Here is a 13,971-nt window from a genome sequence, read left to right on the forward strand (position 1 = left end):
AGCCCGCCGCCCTCGGCAAAGTCATGATGCCAGAAGATTTCTGTCCAGAAATGTCAGCAGGTTCTCGTGATGCAGGTTTTCTGCGGCACTGGTCGGGATATGGTCCTGGCCTTCGTAGATATGAACCTCCGGCTTCCGGCCATGGGCAAGAAGCCGCCCTTCCAGACGCTTTGTCATGTCCACTGACCAGACCCGGTCGGCCGACCCGTGGCTCAGGAAAACCGGTCCGTCATAGCGTTCTATTTCGATCTGTTTCGTAGGAAGAAGGTTCTCGGAAGACCCGCGCCAGGACCATGCCCGCTCACCGGGGTCCCATGGCTGCCAGCCTGGATCTCCAGCGTCGCGGTAAGCCTTGCTGTCGAACGCCCCGCACACAACGTCTGGCGGACTGTGCACAGCCACCGCGTCAGGCAGGCCGTCAAGACCCTCCTCCGCCATCAGGGCTGTCAGCAAAAGGGCATGTTCAGCCCCCCGCGACACGCCGTAGAATGCCGCCTTTTCACCAACGGCCTCAAATGCACGCAGCGCCCGGAAGGCTTCCAGACTTCTGTCCAGTGACACGTTTTCAATGCTGCCGGCATTCCAGGCATTGCCCCCCTTCGAATAGCCGAAAGGAAAGGCAAGATAACCATGTGCTGCCAGGAGAACCGCATTTCGATGGCTCCAGCCTGACCATGCCCCCTCTGAGCCATGAAACACCATGACGGCAGGAAAGGGTCCCTCGCCTGCAGGACCATAGGTCGTGCCCCATTCCGGGATAAGACGCCGGACGATTTTCAAGGACATGAAGGAGTTCCTTTTTCCGGTGTTCCAAAGCCAACGAACCGACACATCCACCGCTGCAAAGCGGAAAGGTGGGGCCATGAGGCCGGATAATCAGGTTCTTTGTGAGAACGTGCTGCGGATCGCGACACGTGTGGAAGGGTGAACGACCGCAACTGAACAGGAGTTGGCACCGGTGCGCAAGTCCCCCTGCAACCGGACAACTTTCAAACAGCGTCAGCTTCAGCCGGCGTTTTCTTCCGTGACGGGCGCCGCGGCAGACTGATCCGGGCTGCGATCGGGAGACATGTACTGACGCCGGTATTCTTTCAGGAAGGTTTCCAGTGAATCGACATCGGCAAGCCTGTTGGCGACTTCAAGGAACTCGACGCCCTGCGCCTCGATCGGCCGGGTCACGACCTCAAAGGACATTGCCTCGGGGCTGTCGGACATCTTGGACATGTACTTTGTCTGCAGGCGCTCCAGGCTCAGCTGGTCGCCCGCCAGTGAATAGGCGATGGCCGCCCGCAGGATGTCGCGGCGTTCAAGATCATCTAGCGGAATATTGTCGGACCAGCGTGAGCCATGCATCGCTTCCAGCTGCTCACCCGCATCCCGCCAGCTTTCGGCTGCCCAGAATGTATCTGCCCGCAACCGATCGACATCCGAACCGCGCATGTTGCGAACCAGTTCCAGCGCAAGATCCGGGCGCCCGCTTTCGGTCAGGGCACGGGCTTCAACGATGTTGCGCTGACGCTCCAGGGTCGACGGAAGGCTCGCCTGCCGTGTCCGGTTAAGCACCCGCAGTGCTTCTTCAGCCTTGCGATCCATCAGGTAGATCGCCGCAAGATCCGCTGCTATCTGTGCCCGCGCTGCACCTTTCAAGCGGTTGTCAACCTGATGGCGCAGCAACTCGGTTGCCTGGTCCAGCAAGTCGACTTCCACCAGTCTCTTGGCCAGAAGGCGGACCATCTCGTCTCCCTGACGACCGATCGGCACAAGTTCGCGGAAATCATAAAAGAGTGCCAGCGCCTTCACCGGCTGCATCTCGTCCGCCTTGCCGTCCAGGAACAACGCGTTGAAGAGGCCGTTCATCTCTTCCTGCAGCAGCCGCGTGGTATCCGCATCGGGTTCAGCCTGAACGGCCGATTTCATGGCTTCGAACGCTTCGCGGTACTGACCCTGCTCTGCATAGAGCTGTGCCAGGAACCTCAATGTCTTCAATTCGATTTCATCACCACGCCAGGACGTTGCCAGCCCGGCAAGCTGATCGATGGCCTGCTCCATGTTGAGTTCGCCATCCCGGTAACGGATCCGGAGCGCGCGGTATTCCGCTTCGGCCGCCCGCGGCCGGTCGTCGGACCTGGTCACGAGATCGAACACGGTCAAGGCTTCCTGCGACCGGCCGGAGGCATCGGCAACGCGGCCACGCAGGATATCGTAACGGGCAGCCTGCGTCCGCGTCACTTCGGCGGGCTCGATCTCGGCCAGCACGCTGTTGGCAACACCGAAATCATTGACCTCGACCATGGCCTGTGCGGCGGCGAGCTTGAATTCTGTCTGGATGGCTTCCGGGTAGTTGCCGACCACGGCACGTCCGCGCGGCATGGCAATACGGGCGGACGTCCAGTTACCCAGCTTCACATCAACAATCGTCTGCCAGACAGCAGCATCGGGGCTGTTCTTCAGGTCTGGTCGGTTCAGATGCGCATAGGCCGCGTCGGGCCGGTTGGCCAGGGTTTGGGCCGCCCCCATCATCAGATTAAAGGAACTGTCTTCGGCAAGTGCCGGCTCTTCTTCCAGCGCAAGCTTCATCAGCCCCAGCGCTTCCTGCGCAAACTGATGCGCCAGATAGAACCGCGACAAAGCCATCAAGGGCTTGCGACGCTTGCCTGTCGGCGACTTAGCCAGCTTGTCCTGCAGCTCCAGCAGGCGGGTGCGGTAAGCCCCCGGACCTTCGGTGCTCAGGGATACGAACTCGATGAAGTTGCTGTCTTCCGGATCGACGATTGTCTGGCTCGATCCGGATCCGCCTCGCAGATGCTGGCTGGAAAGCGCAAGACCGCCTTCCTTTTCGATGATCACGTCATCTCCAAGGATCTTCATCTTCAAGCCGTCAGACTTCGGCACGACGGCAATGCCCTGCGCGGAACTCAGGGCGTCCAGGTCGACAAACGTCTGAGGCTTCAACAGACCGCGTGGCGGACCGAAGCCGGTGACAAGAGATATCGTGTCGCCAACGAACGGGTCGGTAATCTGACGAATGTTCTGCGGATCCTGATAGAGCACACGCAGCACGGAGCCGCCATCGCCTCGCACAGTCCGTTCCAGCTGCAGCGGAATGGAGGGTTCCAGGATCAGGTCGCCGATAACGAGCGACCAGGCATTGCCGTCAACACCCACCGTCGCCAGTACAGGATCGGTCATGTCCATCCGCAGGATCTGGTAATCGTCGAACTGCTGAACCTCGATAGTTTCCGCCGTTTCAGCCAGTGCCGAGACCATCCCCCTGGTGTCGATCGTGGCATCGGTATCGAAGATCAGCCAGATGCTGTCATTGCGCCGGAACACCGCGCTGGAAACCGGTTCGGAGAACGGAAACACAACGCGGACCGTGTTCCCGATGCGCCGGGCTTCAGCAGAAACGAAATTGCGCACTTCCTCAGCGAAGTTTTCCGGCGGCTGCTCCGGTGAGGGACGCCCCTGGTTCAAATCCTGACCGCCGTTCGCGCGCCAGGTCTCCGGTGCTGATTGCTGCGTGCCGGGAAGCTGGATCCCGGCTGGAACGTCGCCGCTACCAAGCGTCGGCGTGTTCAGGATCTGCACTGGCGTTGCGCCATACGGCGCATTCGGCTGGCTACCTCGGTTGATTGTGTCGACCTGCTGCAGTGTCGGAATGCCGTTGTTTTCGGGCGCGGCTTCCTGCTGCTGGTCGCCGATCTGCTGCGTGGACAAGTCCAGCATCGGCGCTTCCCGGACGATTTCCTCATCCTCCGGCAGCACTTCGTTCAACGGCAAAGCACCGGGCTCAGCCTGGGCAACGGTTACCAGACCAGCGTTGGACGGAGCAACGGCGTCGTTCCCGCTGGTTACTTCGGCCGCGGGAATGGCCGCTGTCGTCAGCAATTCAGCTGCGCCATCAACCGAAATCGGCAGGACAGCGGCAGCAAGCTCTGGTGCAGGAAGCGTTTCGACCGCCAAGGCGGTCGGAGTGACGTCAACACCAGCGGCAGCGATCTCGGTTCCGCTACCTGGCCCTGGCAGCGCTTCTTCCCCGACCAACGGTTTGATGCGCGGGACCATGGCAAGCTGAGTTTCGGCCGGAGCGTTCGCACGTCCGGCTTCCGGATCGGGCTCGGCCGACAGTGCGGCGGACTGATCAGAGTTTTCAACGGCTGACGGCTGGGGCACTTGCGGTGCCTCGGCCCCTTCATCCGTCTTGCCGCCTCCCAGCGGAACAATCGTATAGGCCGGCGATTCATCGGCCTTGGATTCCTTCAGGACCCCGCCTCCGCTCGCAGTGCTGCCGCCGGACGTCGGATTCCCGCGCGGGTTCTTGACCTCACGCGTGTCGCGCAGGCCCGGCGCGGTAATCATGTCCTTGCGGTTTTCGTTGTCCTCGACGGACAGTTCCTTGTTGATCAGCGCATTTGCCGGATCATTCACTTCCATGTTTTCCGGCGTCACGTCGATAACGTAGGTCTGTTCCTCCCGGAACGCCCGAATGTCGACCGACGGCTCGACGCGCATAAGGAATTTCAGCTTGCCCTGATCCAGGAAGGAGGTCGCATCGATCACCCCTTGGGGCAGATGCGCGCGCAAGTGGGCAATGTCCAGCTGTGCCGGATGGTTGAACGTCACCTTGATGATGTCGTTTTCGCGCACGAAAGCGGTGTCGAACTTGATCGACCAGTCGAACACCAGACGGGTGAATGTCGGATGTTCACCTACATGCAGCGTCACCTCCGGCCCTTCCTGAGCCTTGAGTCGCGCCTGTTCGAGGGCACGAACCTTGCGCATCGCCTCTTCGGCACGCTTTGCAAGATCACGCACGACATCGTCGGGAAGTCCTGGTGGCAAGCCCTGCCAGTCCATCGGCAGGATATCGACAAACAGCTTTTCGCCGGCTTCCAGAGTATTGATCTGGAACTGGTTCTTCAGTGCAAAGCGGATGGCACTTCCGTCCGGATCTCGCCGGGCGATGGTCACGTAGTCGCCCAGGTCCAGCGGAACATCGTCAACGTTGATGTCGATCGGATCTTCAAATGAAATCCGCAGGACCCCGCCTGTGATGACCGCATCATAGATCGGAAGCAGCGTGCGGTCCTTGAACGTCAGGACAATACGGCCATAACCCTCCCCCGGAGAAACGGTCAGATCAACCGGTTCCAGATTGTCGGATTGAGCCAGGGCGGCACCCGTGACGCAGGCCAGAACAAGCCAGAACGAAAACAGCAGGCGCGCGAAAACTCGCACCCTGTCCGAAAACGCGGGAGTTCCGCCGGTCTGGGATGTCAGGAACGGTCCTGGCAAGATGTTCTGTCCTCGGATGACGCCAACACACTATTGTTAGTCAGGTCTTGTTAACGTGCCCTTACGCGATACGCCGAAATCCGGTCTTCTCGGTCAGTTTGACGGAATTTTCGGCAAGGCCTCCGGCGCTTGCGCCTGTGCCTGCACCGGTTTTGTGTCCGCTGAGGGCAACGGAGAGGCGTTCGCGATTGCCACTGTCATGCGCTCGGCCGCTTCGGGATCCATTTTCCCGAGGATATCTGCCATCTTTCGAGGTTTCATCTGGCGCACCACCTTCAAAAGGACCGGCAGGCTCAAGCGATCGAAGATCCGGGCGGCATCTTTCGGCTTCATGCTTTCGTACATGGTCACGAGGCCGGCAATTTCGTTTTCTTCCTGCTCCTGCTTCTGTCCGACAGCTGCCTCGATGCGCTCTTCGAGCTTCTTCAGTTCATCAACGCGCTTTTGAATGCGCTCTTCGGTGGCCTGCAGAAGCTTTTCACGCAGGTCCAGCTGGCCTTCATGCTCCTGCAGCGACTCGCGCCGTCTGCCAAGACTTTCCAGAACGGCGCGCTCGGCGGCCGAACCACCGATTTCAAGACTGTCCGGCAGGGCCGGTTGATCGGGCAGCCCGCCCCCCGGCGGCGGTGGCGGCGGCGGACCATCCGCGGCCATTTCAGCCGTTGGATCAGCCATGTCACCGCCGTCAGCCCCCGGCGTTTCCTGTGCGACTGCGCCATTGATGGGCAGGTTGCCGCTTTGCGGGCCCAGCGCGAAGCCAAGCAGCTTCAGGGCCAGCAGAGCGCTTGCCGAAACACCCAACAAAGGCAGCAGTCTCAAGTTCATGCAGCAGCACCGTTCCGTTTACGGAATTGTTCCAGCCGCGCAGTTGCTTCCGCCGCAGCACTGCGAATGTCGGAAGCCCGGCTGCTCCTGCGGCGCTCCGGCTCCACGGCCGGAGCTGCCTGGCCATAGCCTGCAGCCTGTTGCGCGTATTGTTGCGGTTCCGGTTGCGGCTGAGCCGCATAAGGATCGCTCCTCGTCACCGCCTCGCGCTGCGGCGCAGCCGAACGGGCCGCCTCCGCAATCTGCGAAATCCGCGTGAATACTATCTCACCTTCGCCGACTTGTTCGGCAAGAGTGTGAGACATGGTTTCCGCTTGCTTAAGACGGCTGCCAAGTGTCTTGTCAGCCTCCGCTGCGGTCGTCTTCAGACCGAGGATGGCACGCTCGGCAATTTCCGTGGCCGTCATGAGCTCCGAAATGGTCGCACGCAGCACTTCTTCGTCGGCCCGCAAGCGCTGCAGACGGCGGTTCAGCGTGAAGCAGTAGCCGATGGTAATCACCAGAAGAACCGCGACCAGTCCTTCAATGATCATTCCGAGTGGCAAAGTGCTCATTGGTCCCCCATTTCGCTTTGCATGGCGCGCTCGAAGGCGGCCAACGTCATTTTTGGCTTGCGCAAATTCTTTGCGACACGGATGGCAATGGAATCCTCCACCTTGCCGAGCGTTCCCTCGGTCAGTGGAATGTTGCCGCATTTGATCGTCACCGGGTCGGTCGGTTCCTTGTCGAAGACAAGCGTCTGGCCGACATCGAGACTGAGCACCCGTCCGAGCGGCAGATAGGTCTCGTAAAGAACCGCATCGACCTCGACTTCCGCGGCATGAATTTCGGTCGCCAAATGGCCTTCCCAGATCGGATCCCGGCCGAATTTTTCCCCCATGAACATCTGCAGAAGCAGATCGCGGATCGGCTCCAGCGTTGCATAGGGCATCATGATTTCGACGGACCCGCCCCGGTCTTCCATGTCGATTCTGAGCTCGACGAGAATGGCGGCGTTTGCGGGCCGGGAAATCGCGGCAAAGCGCGGGTTCGTCTCAAGACGTTCCAGGTTGAAATGGACCGGAGAAAGCGGCGCGAAGGCGTGCTCGGCATCCTGAAGGATCAGCGCCACCATCTGCTGGACCAGACCGGTCTCGATCGTGGTGTAGGGCCGGCCCTCGACGCGCACGGCCGATGTCCCCCGACCTCCACCAAGAAGCACGTCGATAATCGAATAGATCAGGCTGGATTCAACGGTGATCAGACCAAACCCGTCCCATTCCTCGGCCTTGAAGACACCGAGAATGGCCGGCAGCGGGATGGAATTCAGGTAGTCGCCGAAACGAACCGAGCTGATGGAATCGAGCGACACTTCCACGTTGTCGGACGTGAAGTTGCGCAAGGACGTGGTCGTCAGACGCACAAGACGGTCGAACACGATTTCGAGCATCGGCAGACGCTCGTAGGATACCATTGCCGAGTTGATCAGCGCGCGGATGCCGCTCTGGTCGCCAGCAATCGTGTCCTCGATGTTGAAGCCGAGGAGGTTGTCGATTTCTTCCTGGTTCAGGACACGGTCAGCACCGCGCGTGGCATTTTCAAGGTCCGGTTCGCTGTCGTCGATCATGGCTGCCCATTGGGCCGCCATGTCGTCGGAACTGCCGGCGCCCTGCTCCTCTAGAGCAGCACCCCACGCCGCGGCGAGATCTTCGTCGTCGTCGCTGCCGGCACCCTGCTCTGCAAGAGCGGCGCCCCAGGCATCGGCCATGTCCTCTTCGGACAGGTCGTCATCGTCGTCGATATCAGCCATTCACAAAGTCACTGGACAAGGATTTCCTTGAACAGCACCCCTTCAACTTTCGCCGGATAAACCGACAGATTGATCCGTCTGAGCAATTCTTCCTTCAGGCGGAACAAACCGGCAGACCCTTCCAGGTCCGCAGGGCGAAGCTCGCGCAGATAGATCTGAAACGCATCCAGGATGCGCGGCAGATACGGCTGGATCTGGTCGATCATCGCACGGTTCTCGACTTCCAGGGCAATCCTGACCTTCAGATAGGTCGTGCGCCCTTCCGTCGCCAAATTCACCGTCATTTCCGGAAGGTCATAGAAGACCACCGGTTTTTGCACTTCCTGCGGCGCTTCCGTCTCTCCGGGAACCGGTGCCGGTGCACTCGATCCCATCAGGAAATAATAGGCCGCCCCACCTGCGGCGAGCAGAACCACCAGACCGATGCCGCCAAACAGGATAAGCTTCTTCTTGCGGCCACCGCCACCAGCTTCAGCTCCATCCTCGCCGTCTTCTCCGGCTGCGGCGTTTTCGTCTGTCATTCCGCACTCCGATCTGCAGGCGCTCGCGCGCGCTTATTTATTACTAAAGAGTTAATGGTTAACGAATGGTTACCGAGCCATTAACGCGAGTCACCGGGCAAAAATTGCCAAGTGGTTAACTTCTGCCGGAATCTCTTGCCGCGCGCACCCGCCCCTTTTGATTTTTACCCAGATTTCCCAAGGATTTAAAAACTGGCACGCCTCGTGCATTAACCTTAACGAGCCAGCGGATCTGGGGAGATCGGCCGGCTTACTCGGGGAGCACGAAGGGAACCGTTCACTATGGAGAACGCTCAACTAGTTGCCTTATCAAGGCAATCGATCCTGCGGAACCATCTGGATGTGATCGCCAACAACATGGCGAACATCAATACGTCCGGGTTCAAGTCGCAGAATCTGCATTTTTCGGAATACGTCATGCCGGTGGCAGACGGCTCGGCTTTTGAGCCGCAGGACCGCGCCATTTCCTATGTCGACATGTTCACGACACGGACCGACTTCACGCACGGGCCGATCAAGCTGACGGACAACGAGTTCGATCTTGCGCTGAACAGCGACGGCTTTTTCGCCGTGCAGATGCCCGATGGAACAGAAGCCTATACGCGCAGCGGCGCGTTCCGGCTCGATTCCACCGGCCAGATGATCTCGGCAGACGGCAGCCCTGTCATGACCGACCAGGGTCCGATCTCCTTCAACGAACAAGATGGTCGCGTCGAGATTGCCCAGGACGGCACGATCTCCACCCGACTTGGCATTCGCGGCCGCATCAAGGTCGTCGACTTCGAAGACGTTCGGACGATGGAGAAGATCGGCAACACGATGTTCAAGGCTGATAACCCGATACCGGCCCAGGAAGTCCGCATGGTGCAGGGCGCCGTCGAAGGCTCCAACGTCTACGGCATCACGGAAGTCACGCGCCTCATCGAAGTGACGCGCGCTTACGACTCCACTTCCAAGATCGTGAAAGACCTGGATGAGTTGCGCCGGCAGGCGATCTCCACTCTCGGCAAGATTCAGGCCTAAGCGCCTTTAAGGGATCACTACCATGAAAGCACTTCATATCGCCGCAACTGGCATGAAGGCCCAGGAACTGAACGTCGAAGTCATTTCGAACAACGTCGCCAACATGCGCACGACAGGCTTCAAGAAGCAGCGGGCCGACTTTCAGGACCTGCTCTACCAGAACCTGCGTCGCATGGGCACGGAAACATCGGATTCCGGCACCATCGTCCCGACCGGTATCCAGATCGGTTCCGGCGTAAAGATCGCAGCCACCGGCCGCATCATGTCCCAGGGCTCTCTTGAGCAAACCGGCAAGGAACTGGATCTGGCCATCCGCGGCGAAGGCTTCTTCCAGATCGACATGCCGGACGGAACGACGGCCTATACCCGTGACGGTTCCTTCGAGCGCGATGCCAACGGGCAGCTGGTGACCATCGACGGCTATTCCGTCAATCCGGGCATCACCATTCCGCAAACGGTCAAGGACGTCACCATTTCCAACACCGGTGTCGTTCAGGGTGTCGACCAGGGCGGCAATACTGTTCAGCTCGGCCAGATCCAGCTTGCCCGTTTCGTCAACAAGGCTGGTCTCGAAGCCATTGGCGACAACCTCTACCTGGAAACAGACGCCAGCGGCGCACCCGATACCAGCAATCCGGGCGACGAGAGCTACGGCACGGTGCAGCAGTATTTTCTTGAAATGGCCAACGTGGATGCAGTCACGGAAATCGCCGACCTGATTTCCGCACAGCGCGCCTATGAGATGAACTCACAGATCATCCAGGCAGCCGACGAGATGTATTCCACCACCACGAACCTCCGCTAAGACCGAGGCTTGAGACGATGATGAGACATCTGCTGAAAGTCGGGTTGCTGCTGGCGGGCTTGCTGTCCCTGCCTGCCCTGGCGGACGAAAAACCCGTGCTCCGGTCGCAGGTCATGACCCTGTCGGACATCGTGACGGTTGGCGACTTCTATTCCAATGCCGGGCTGCTGGCGTCCAAGCCGCTGTTCCGTTCACCGGATATGGGAACCTCCGGCAATGTGCCCGCGGATGTCGTCGCCGAACGCGCTCGCGCGGCCGGCCTCGAGACGGCCGGCACCGATGGCCTGCGAACCGTCGTCGTCTTTCGCGGGGCAACAAGGCTGAACCGGGACCAGCTTGCCGGCCTTGCCCGCAAGGCTCTGGCAGACCGCAACGCCGGCATCGATGCCGAGCGCCTGGATATCCGCTTGCTGCAGGCGCCGGATCAGGTTCTCGCCGATCCCAAGGTACACGATCCGATCCGCATCGACCGGGTTGAATGGTCCCAGTCGAACGGCCGCTTCACCATCCACGCAGCTGTCGCAGTCGAGTTCGGAACCGAGCCTCTGACCCTGACCGGCGTTGCGACGGAGATGGTCGATGTGCTGGTTCTGGTGCAGCCCGTGCGCCGGGGCGACATTGTTCGTGAAGAAGACCTGAACATCATTCGCGAAGCCCGCACCAAGGTACCGGCAGGTGCCCTCACCGAAATGGAAGACATTGTCGGCAAGCAGGCCCGCACCACCTTGCGTGCGAATTCGCCCCTGTCCCGCAATGACGTCCAGCGCCCGATCCTGATCGAACGCGGTGAGAAGATCACTGTCACCTATGTCATGCCGGGCATGAAGCTGACTTCACGGGCCCAGGCCATGGATACCGGCGCCAAGGGCGACGTGATCGACGTCATGAACCTGCAGTCGCGGCGCATCGTGCCGGCGACGATTACCTCCCGCGGCCAAGTACGCGTTCACGCCGCCAATCCGATTGTTGCAAGCTTGAACAGCGAGAAAAATTAAATGCTGAGCACCTTTCCCAGACACCTGCTGGCAAGCATCGCCCTTTCCGCCCTCGCCGCGGGGTGCGGCACTGCCGACAAACTCGCAAATGTTGGCCAGCAGCCAGCCCTGAACGCCATTCAGGATCCGACCACCACTCCGGGTTACCGGCCCGTGCAGATGCCCATGCCGGAACCGCAGCAGGCCCATTACAATCCGAATTCGCTGTGGCAGTCCGGCAGCCGCGCCTTCTTCAAGGACCAGCGCGCCAGCCAGGTTGGCGACATCCTGACGGTCGTCGTCACCATCGACGACCAGGCCGAGATCGACAACAAGACCGAGCGGAGCCGGTCTGAGTCCAGCGGTGCCGATGTTGGTGGCGCACTCGGAACGGCAATCGACACCATCTTCCTGCCGGCAAGTTCTGCCGCCAGCGACCTTGCCAACGTCAACAGCAACTCCAGCTTCTCGGGCGACGGCAGCGTTGACCGCAACGAAGTCCTGCAGACCACCGTCGCCGCCGTGGTGACCCAGGTTCTGCCGAACGGCAACATGGTGATCGAAGGCCGTCAGGAAGTTCGTGTGAACTTCGAAGTCCGCGAGCTGATCGTCGCCGGCATCGTCAGACCTGAAGACATTACGTCGGATAACCGCATCGCCAGCGAGCAGATCGCCGAAGCGCGGATCGGATATGGTGGCCGCGGCCAGATTACCGACGTCCAGCAGCCACGGGTCGGCAACCAGGTGCTGGATATCCTGCTCCCCTTCTGATCCCAAACCTTTCACAGTCCCCCGGCCGAATCCGGCGACGCGTTCTAGAAGCGCCGCCGGCCCGGCTGATGACGGGCACGATGTCTCGCTCCCCGAGCATCGTGCCCGTTCTCATTTCCAGGCCGGAAAAGACCGTTTAGGGTGTGGCCCGTTACCTGATTTGTCGCTCATTCCGGAAGACCCTACCGCGTGACCACCACCCTCATCGTTCTCGCCCACCCTGCTCAGACTTCCTTCAACGCTGCCTGGGCGCGCGCAACCGAAGCCGCGTGCCGAGCTGAAGGCGATGAGGTGCTTTGGTCAGACCTCTACCAGCTTGGCTTTGATCCGGCGGAGCGCGCAGCGCACTACGCAGAGGAGATCGTCACCGAACCTTACGACGTTCTGAAAACACAGGAAGCGGCCTCGAAAACCGGAAACCTTCCGTCGGTCATTACGGAAGAAGTCGAGAAGCTGCGCCAGGCGGACCGGATCGTGTTTCATTTTCCGGTGTGGTGGTTCGCCCCACCTGCCATCCTGAAGGGCTGGTGCGAGCGCGTGCTGGCCAACGGCGGCCTGCACGACACTTCCAACCGTTTCGATACCGGCCATTTCAGGAACAAGCCCGTTCTCTTCTGTGTCACGACCGGATCCAAGGCGAGCGAAAGTGCCCACAACGGCAAGGAAGGCGACATTCAGATGCTGCTTTGGCCGCTCGCCTACACACTGCGCTATCTGGGTTTCGATGTTCTGGTTCCCAGGATCGTCCACGGTGTTCACGGTTATCACAAGGGGGCGGCACGGGACGACCTGGAAACGCGACTTCAAAACGAGATCGAAGGCCACCGGGAGACGATCGCAAGGTTCGCAACGCTGCCGAAGATCAGCTTCAATGCCGACAGCGAATTCGACCGCGCCGGCACCCTTAGCCCGGGCGCGCCATCTCACAGCCACTTCATCCGGCACGACCCCTGATTTTGCGGCAACCGGAAAAGACGAGACCGGATTTGTCCGCCTCCACTCCTCTTTTTCCTCTATCTGCCGGATGACGCTACCGCTTTTTCGGATAGAATGCCGGTAATCTTACATTGGCCCAGCGGGGATTCGATGCGCCTCCTTTCTGCATTCGTCTTTGGTTTTGTTCTTCTGTCCGCACCTTCTGCCTGGAGTGCAAGCTGCGGCAATGGCCCGGGTGGTTTTGAAGCCTGGAAACAGTCGTTCATTGCAAATTCCCAAAGCTACGGCCTTAAGAAAAGGGTCGTTGAATCGTCCCTCAAGAACGTGAAATACAACAAGAAGGTGGTCTCGCTCGACCGGAACCAGAAATCCTTCAAGCTCAGCTTCAACCAGTTCTATGCCAAGCGGGTCAACAACGCGATGATCCGGCGGGGCAAGCAGCTCGGCAAGACCTACGCCCGCATCTTCCGTGGCATCGAAAAGAAATACGGGGTCCCGGCGCCTGTACTGCTGGCGATCTGGGGGCTTGAAACCAACTACGGCAGCTTCTCCGGCAACATGCCGGTCCTGCAATCCCTTGCCACGCTGGCCTATGATTGCCGCCGGTCCGATTTCTTCACCGCCGAACTGGTCGCCGCGCTCAAGATCGTGCAGGGCCGTGACATGCAGCCGGCCGAAATGAAAGGGGCCTGGGCCGGCGAACTCGGCCAGACCCAGTTTCTCGCCACCAGCTATGTCCGTTATGCGGTCGATTATGACCGCGACGGCCGCAAGGACCTGATCCGCTCCATTCCCGATGTGCTGGCTTCCACCGCAAATTATCTTGCCCAGAAAGGCTGGCGCCGCGGCCAGGGCTGGGGCCCGGGCACTGCCAATTACAACGTTCTCAAGCAATGGAACAAGGCCAGTGTCTACGTGGAAACGATCTCGGTCATGGCAGGCCAGATCAGCGAGTAGACCCCGCTCGACGACCCATAAACCTGCTTGACAAAACTGACGATCCGGGCAGCAATTTGCGTCATACGGTTGTAA

12 protein-coding genes are annotated in these 13,971 nt (G+C 60.1%); 6 read left to right on the forward strand and 6 right to left on the reverse strand.

What is annotated here, in order from left to right:
* Positions 1 to 21 precede the first annotated feature (21 nt).
* From Q666_RS50430 to Q666_RS50455, 6 genes are all read right to left on the reverse strand, one after another.
* On the reverse strand, positions 22 to 786 hold the full coding sequence (locus Q666_RS50430) for an alpha/beta hydrolase (protein ID WP_023000717.1): 765 nt from the start codon (positions 784 to 786) through the stop codon (positions 22 to 24).
* A gap of 219 nt (positions 787 to 1,005) precedes the next feature.
* Entirely contained in the window at positions 1,006 to 5,295 is a 4,290-nt protein-coding gene (locus Q666_RS50435; protein ID WP_208993900.1) for a tetratricopeptide repeat protein, read from the reverse strand.
* A gap of 93 nt (positions 5,296 to 5,388) precedes the next feature.
* Entirely contained in the window at positions 5,389 to 6,120 is a 732-nt protein-coding gene (locus Q666_RS50440; protein ID WP_023000714.1) for a hypothetical protein, read from the reverse strand.
* A complete protein-coding gene (locus Q666_RS50445) occupies positions 6,117 to 6,674 on the reverse strand; it encodes a DUF6468 domain-containing protein (protein WP_031269186.1) in 558 nt (185 codons plus the stop codon). The genes Q666_RS50440 and Q666_RS50445 overlap by 4 nt, the downstream gene beginning before the upstream one ends.
* On the reverse strand, positions 6,671 to 7,867 hold the full coding sequence (fliM, locus tag Q666_RS50450; RefSeq protein ID WP_228872743.1) for a flagellar motor switch protein FliM: 1,197 nt from the start codon (positions 7,865 to 7,867) through the stop codon (positions 6,671 to 6,673). The genes Q666_RS50445 and fliM overlap by 4 nt, the downstream gene beginning before the upstream one ends.
* A 50-nt stretch (positions 7,868 to 7,917) precedes the next feature.
* A complete protein-coding gene (locus tag Q666_RS50455; RefSeq protein ID WP_023000711.1) occupies positions 7,918 to 8,430 on the reverse strand; it encodes a flagellar basal body-associated FliL family protein in 513 nt (170 codons plus the stop codon).
* Positions 8,431 to 8,712: 282 nt separating this feature from the next.
* Between Q666_RS50455 and flgF the strand changes: the two genes are divergently transcribed.
* From flgF to Q666_RS50485, 6 genes are all read left to right on the forward strand, one after another.
* Positions 8,713 to 9,453, forward strand: coding sequence for a flagellar basal-body rod protein FlgF (gene flgF, locus Q666_RS50460; protein ID WP_031269185.1), 741 nt, complete (start codon positions 8,713 to 8,715; stop codon positions 9,451 to 9,453).
* Between the two features lie 22 nt (positions 9,454 to 9,475).
* A complete protein-coding gene (gene flgG, locus Q666_RS50465) occupies positions 9,476 to 10,258 on the forward strand; it encodes a flagellar basal-body rod protein FlgG (RefSeq protein ID WP_023000709.1) in 783 nt (260 codons plus the stop codon).
* 17 nt (positions 10,259 to 10,275) lie between these two features.
* On the forward strand, positions 10,276 to 11,253 hold the full coding sequence (gene flgA, locus Q666_RS50470; RefSeq protein WP_023000708.1) for a flagellar basal body P-ring formation chaperone FlgA: 978 nt from the start codon (positions 10,276 to 10,278) through the stop codon (positions 11,251 to 11,253).
* The gene (gene flgH / locus Q666_RS50475; RefSeq protein WP_023000707.1) at positions 11,254 to 12,003 is read left to right on the forward strand and encodes a flagellar basal body L-ring protein FlgH; all 750 of its coding nucleotides are present in this window, start codon (positions 11,254 to 11,256) and stop codon (positions 12,001 to 12,003) included.
* Positions 12,004 to 12,192: 189 nt separating this feature from the next.
* The gene (locus Q666_RS50480; protein WP_023000706.1) at positions 12,193 to 12,957 is read left to right on the forward strand and encodes an NAD(P)H-dependent oxidoreductase; all 765 of its coding nucleotides are present in this window, start codon (positions 12,193 to 12,195) and stop codon (positions 12,955 to 12,957) included.
* Between the two features lie 132 nt (positions 12,958 to 13,089).
* The gene (locus Q666_RS50485) at positions 13,090 to 13,896 is read left to right on the forward strand and encodes a lytic murein transglycosylase (protein ID WP_023000705.1); all 807 of its coding nucleotides are present in this window, start codon (positions 13,090 to 13,092) and stop codon (positions 13,894 to 13,896) included.
* Positions 13,897 to 13,971: the final 75 nt, after the last annotated feature.

The sequence above is a fragment of the Labrenzia sp. C1B70 genome (assembly GCF_000475395.1).
Classification (GTDB): domain Bacteria; phylum Pseudomonadota; class Alphaproteobacteria; order Rhizobiales; family Stappiaceae; genus Roseibium; species Roseibium algicola.

Excerpts from the sequence above, each read along its gene's own strand:
- Q666_RS50430 (WP_023000717.1), bottom strand. The coding sequence starts at position 786 with ATGTCCTTGAAAATCGTCCGGCGTCTTATCCCGGAATGGGGCACGACC.
- Q666_RS50440 (WP_023000714.1), bottom strand. The coding sequence starts at position 6,120 with ATGAACTTGAGACTGCTGCCTTTGTTGGGTGTTTCGGCAAGCGCTCTG.
- Q666_RS50445 (WP_031269186.1), bottom strand. The coding sequence starts at position 6,674 with ATGAGCACTTTGCCACTCGGAATGATCATTGAAGGACTGGTCGCGGTT.
- fliM (WP_228872743.1), bottom strand. The coding sequence starts at position 7,867 with ATGGCCGATGCCTGGGGCGCCGCTCTTGCAGAGCAGGGTGCCGGCAGC.
- Q666_RS50455 (WP_023000711.1), bottom strand. The coding sequence starts at position 8,430 with ATGACAGACGAAAACGCCGCAGCCGGAGAAGACGGCGAGGATGGAGCT.
- flgF (WP_031269185.1), top strand. The coding sequence starts at position 8,713 with ATGGAGAACGCTCAACTAGTTGCCTTATCAAGGCAATCGATCCTGCGG.
- flgG (WP_023000709.1), top strand. The coding sequence starts at position 9,476 with ATGAAAGCACTTCATATCGCCGCAACTGGCATGAAGGCCCAGGAACTG.
- flgA (WP_023000708.1), top strand. The coding sequence starts at position 10,276 with ATGATGAGACATCTGCTGAAAGTCGGGTTGCTGCTGGCGGGCTTGCTG.
- flgH (WP_023000707.1), top strand. The coding sequence starts at position 11,254 with ATGCTGAGCACCTTTCCCAGACACCTGCTGGCAAGCATCGCCCTTTCC.
- Q666_RS50485 (WP_023000705.1), top strand. The coding sequence starts at position 13,090 with ATGCGCCTCCTTTCTGCATTCGTCTTTGGTTTTGTTCTTCTGTCCGCA.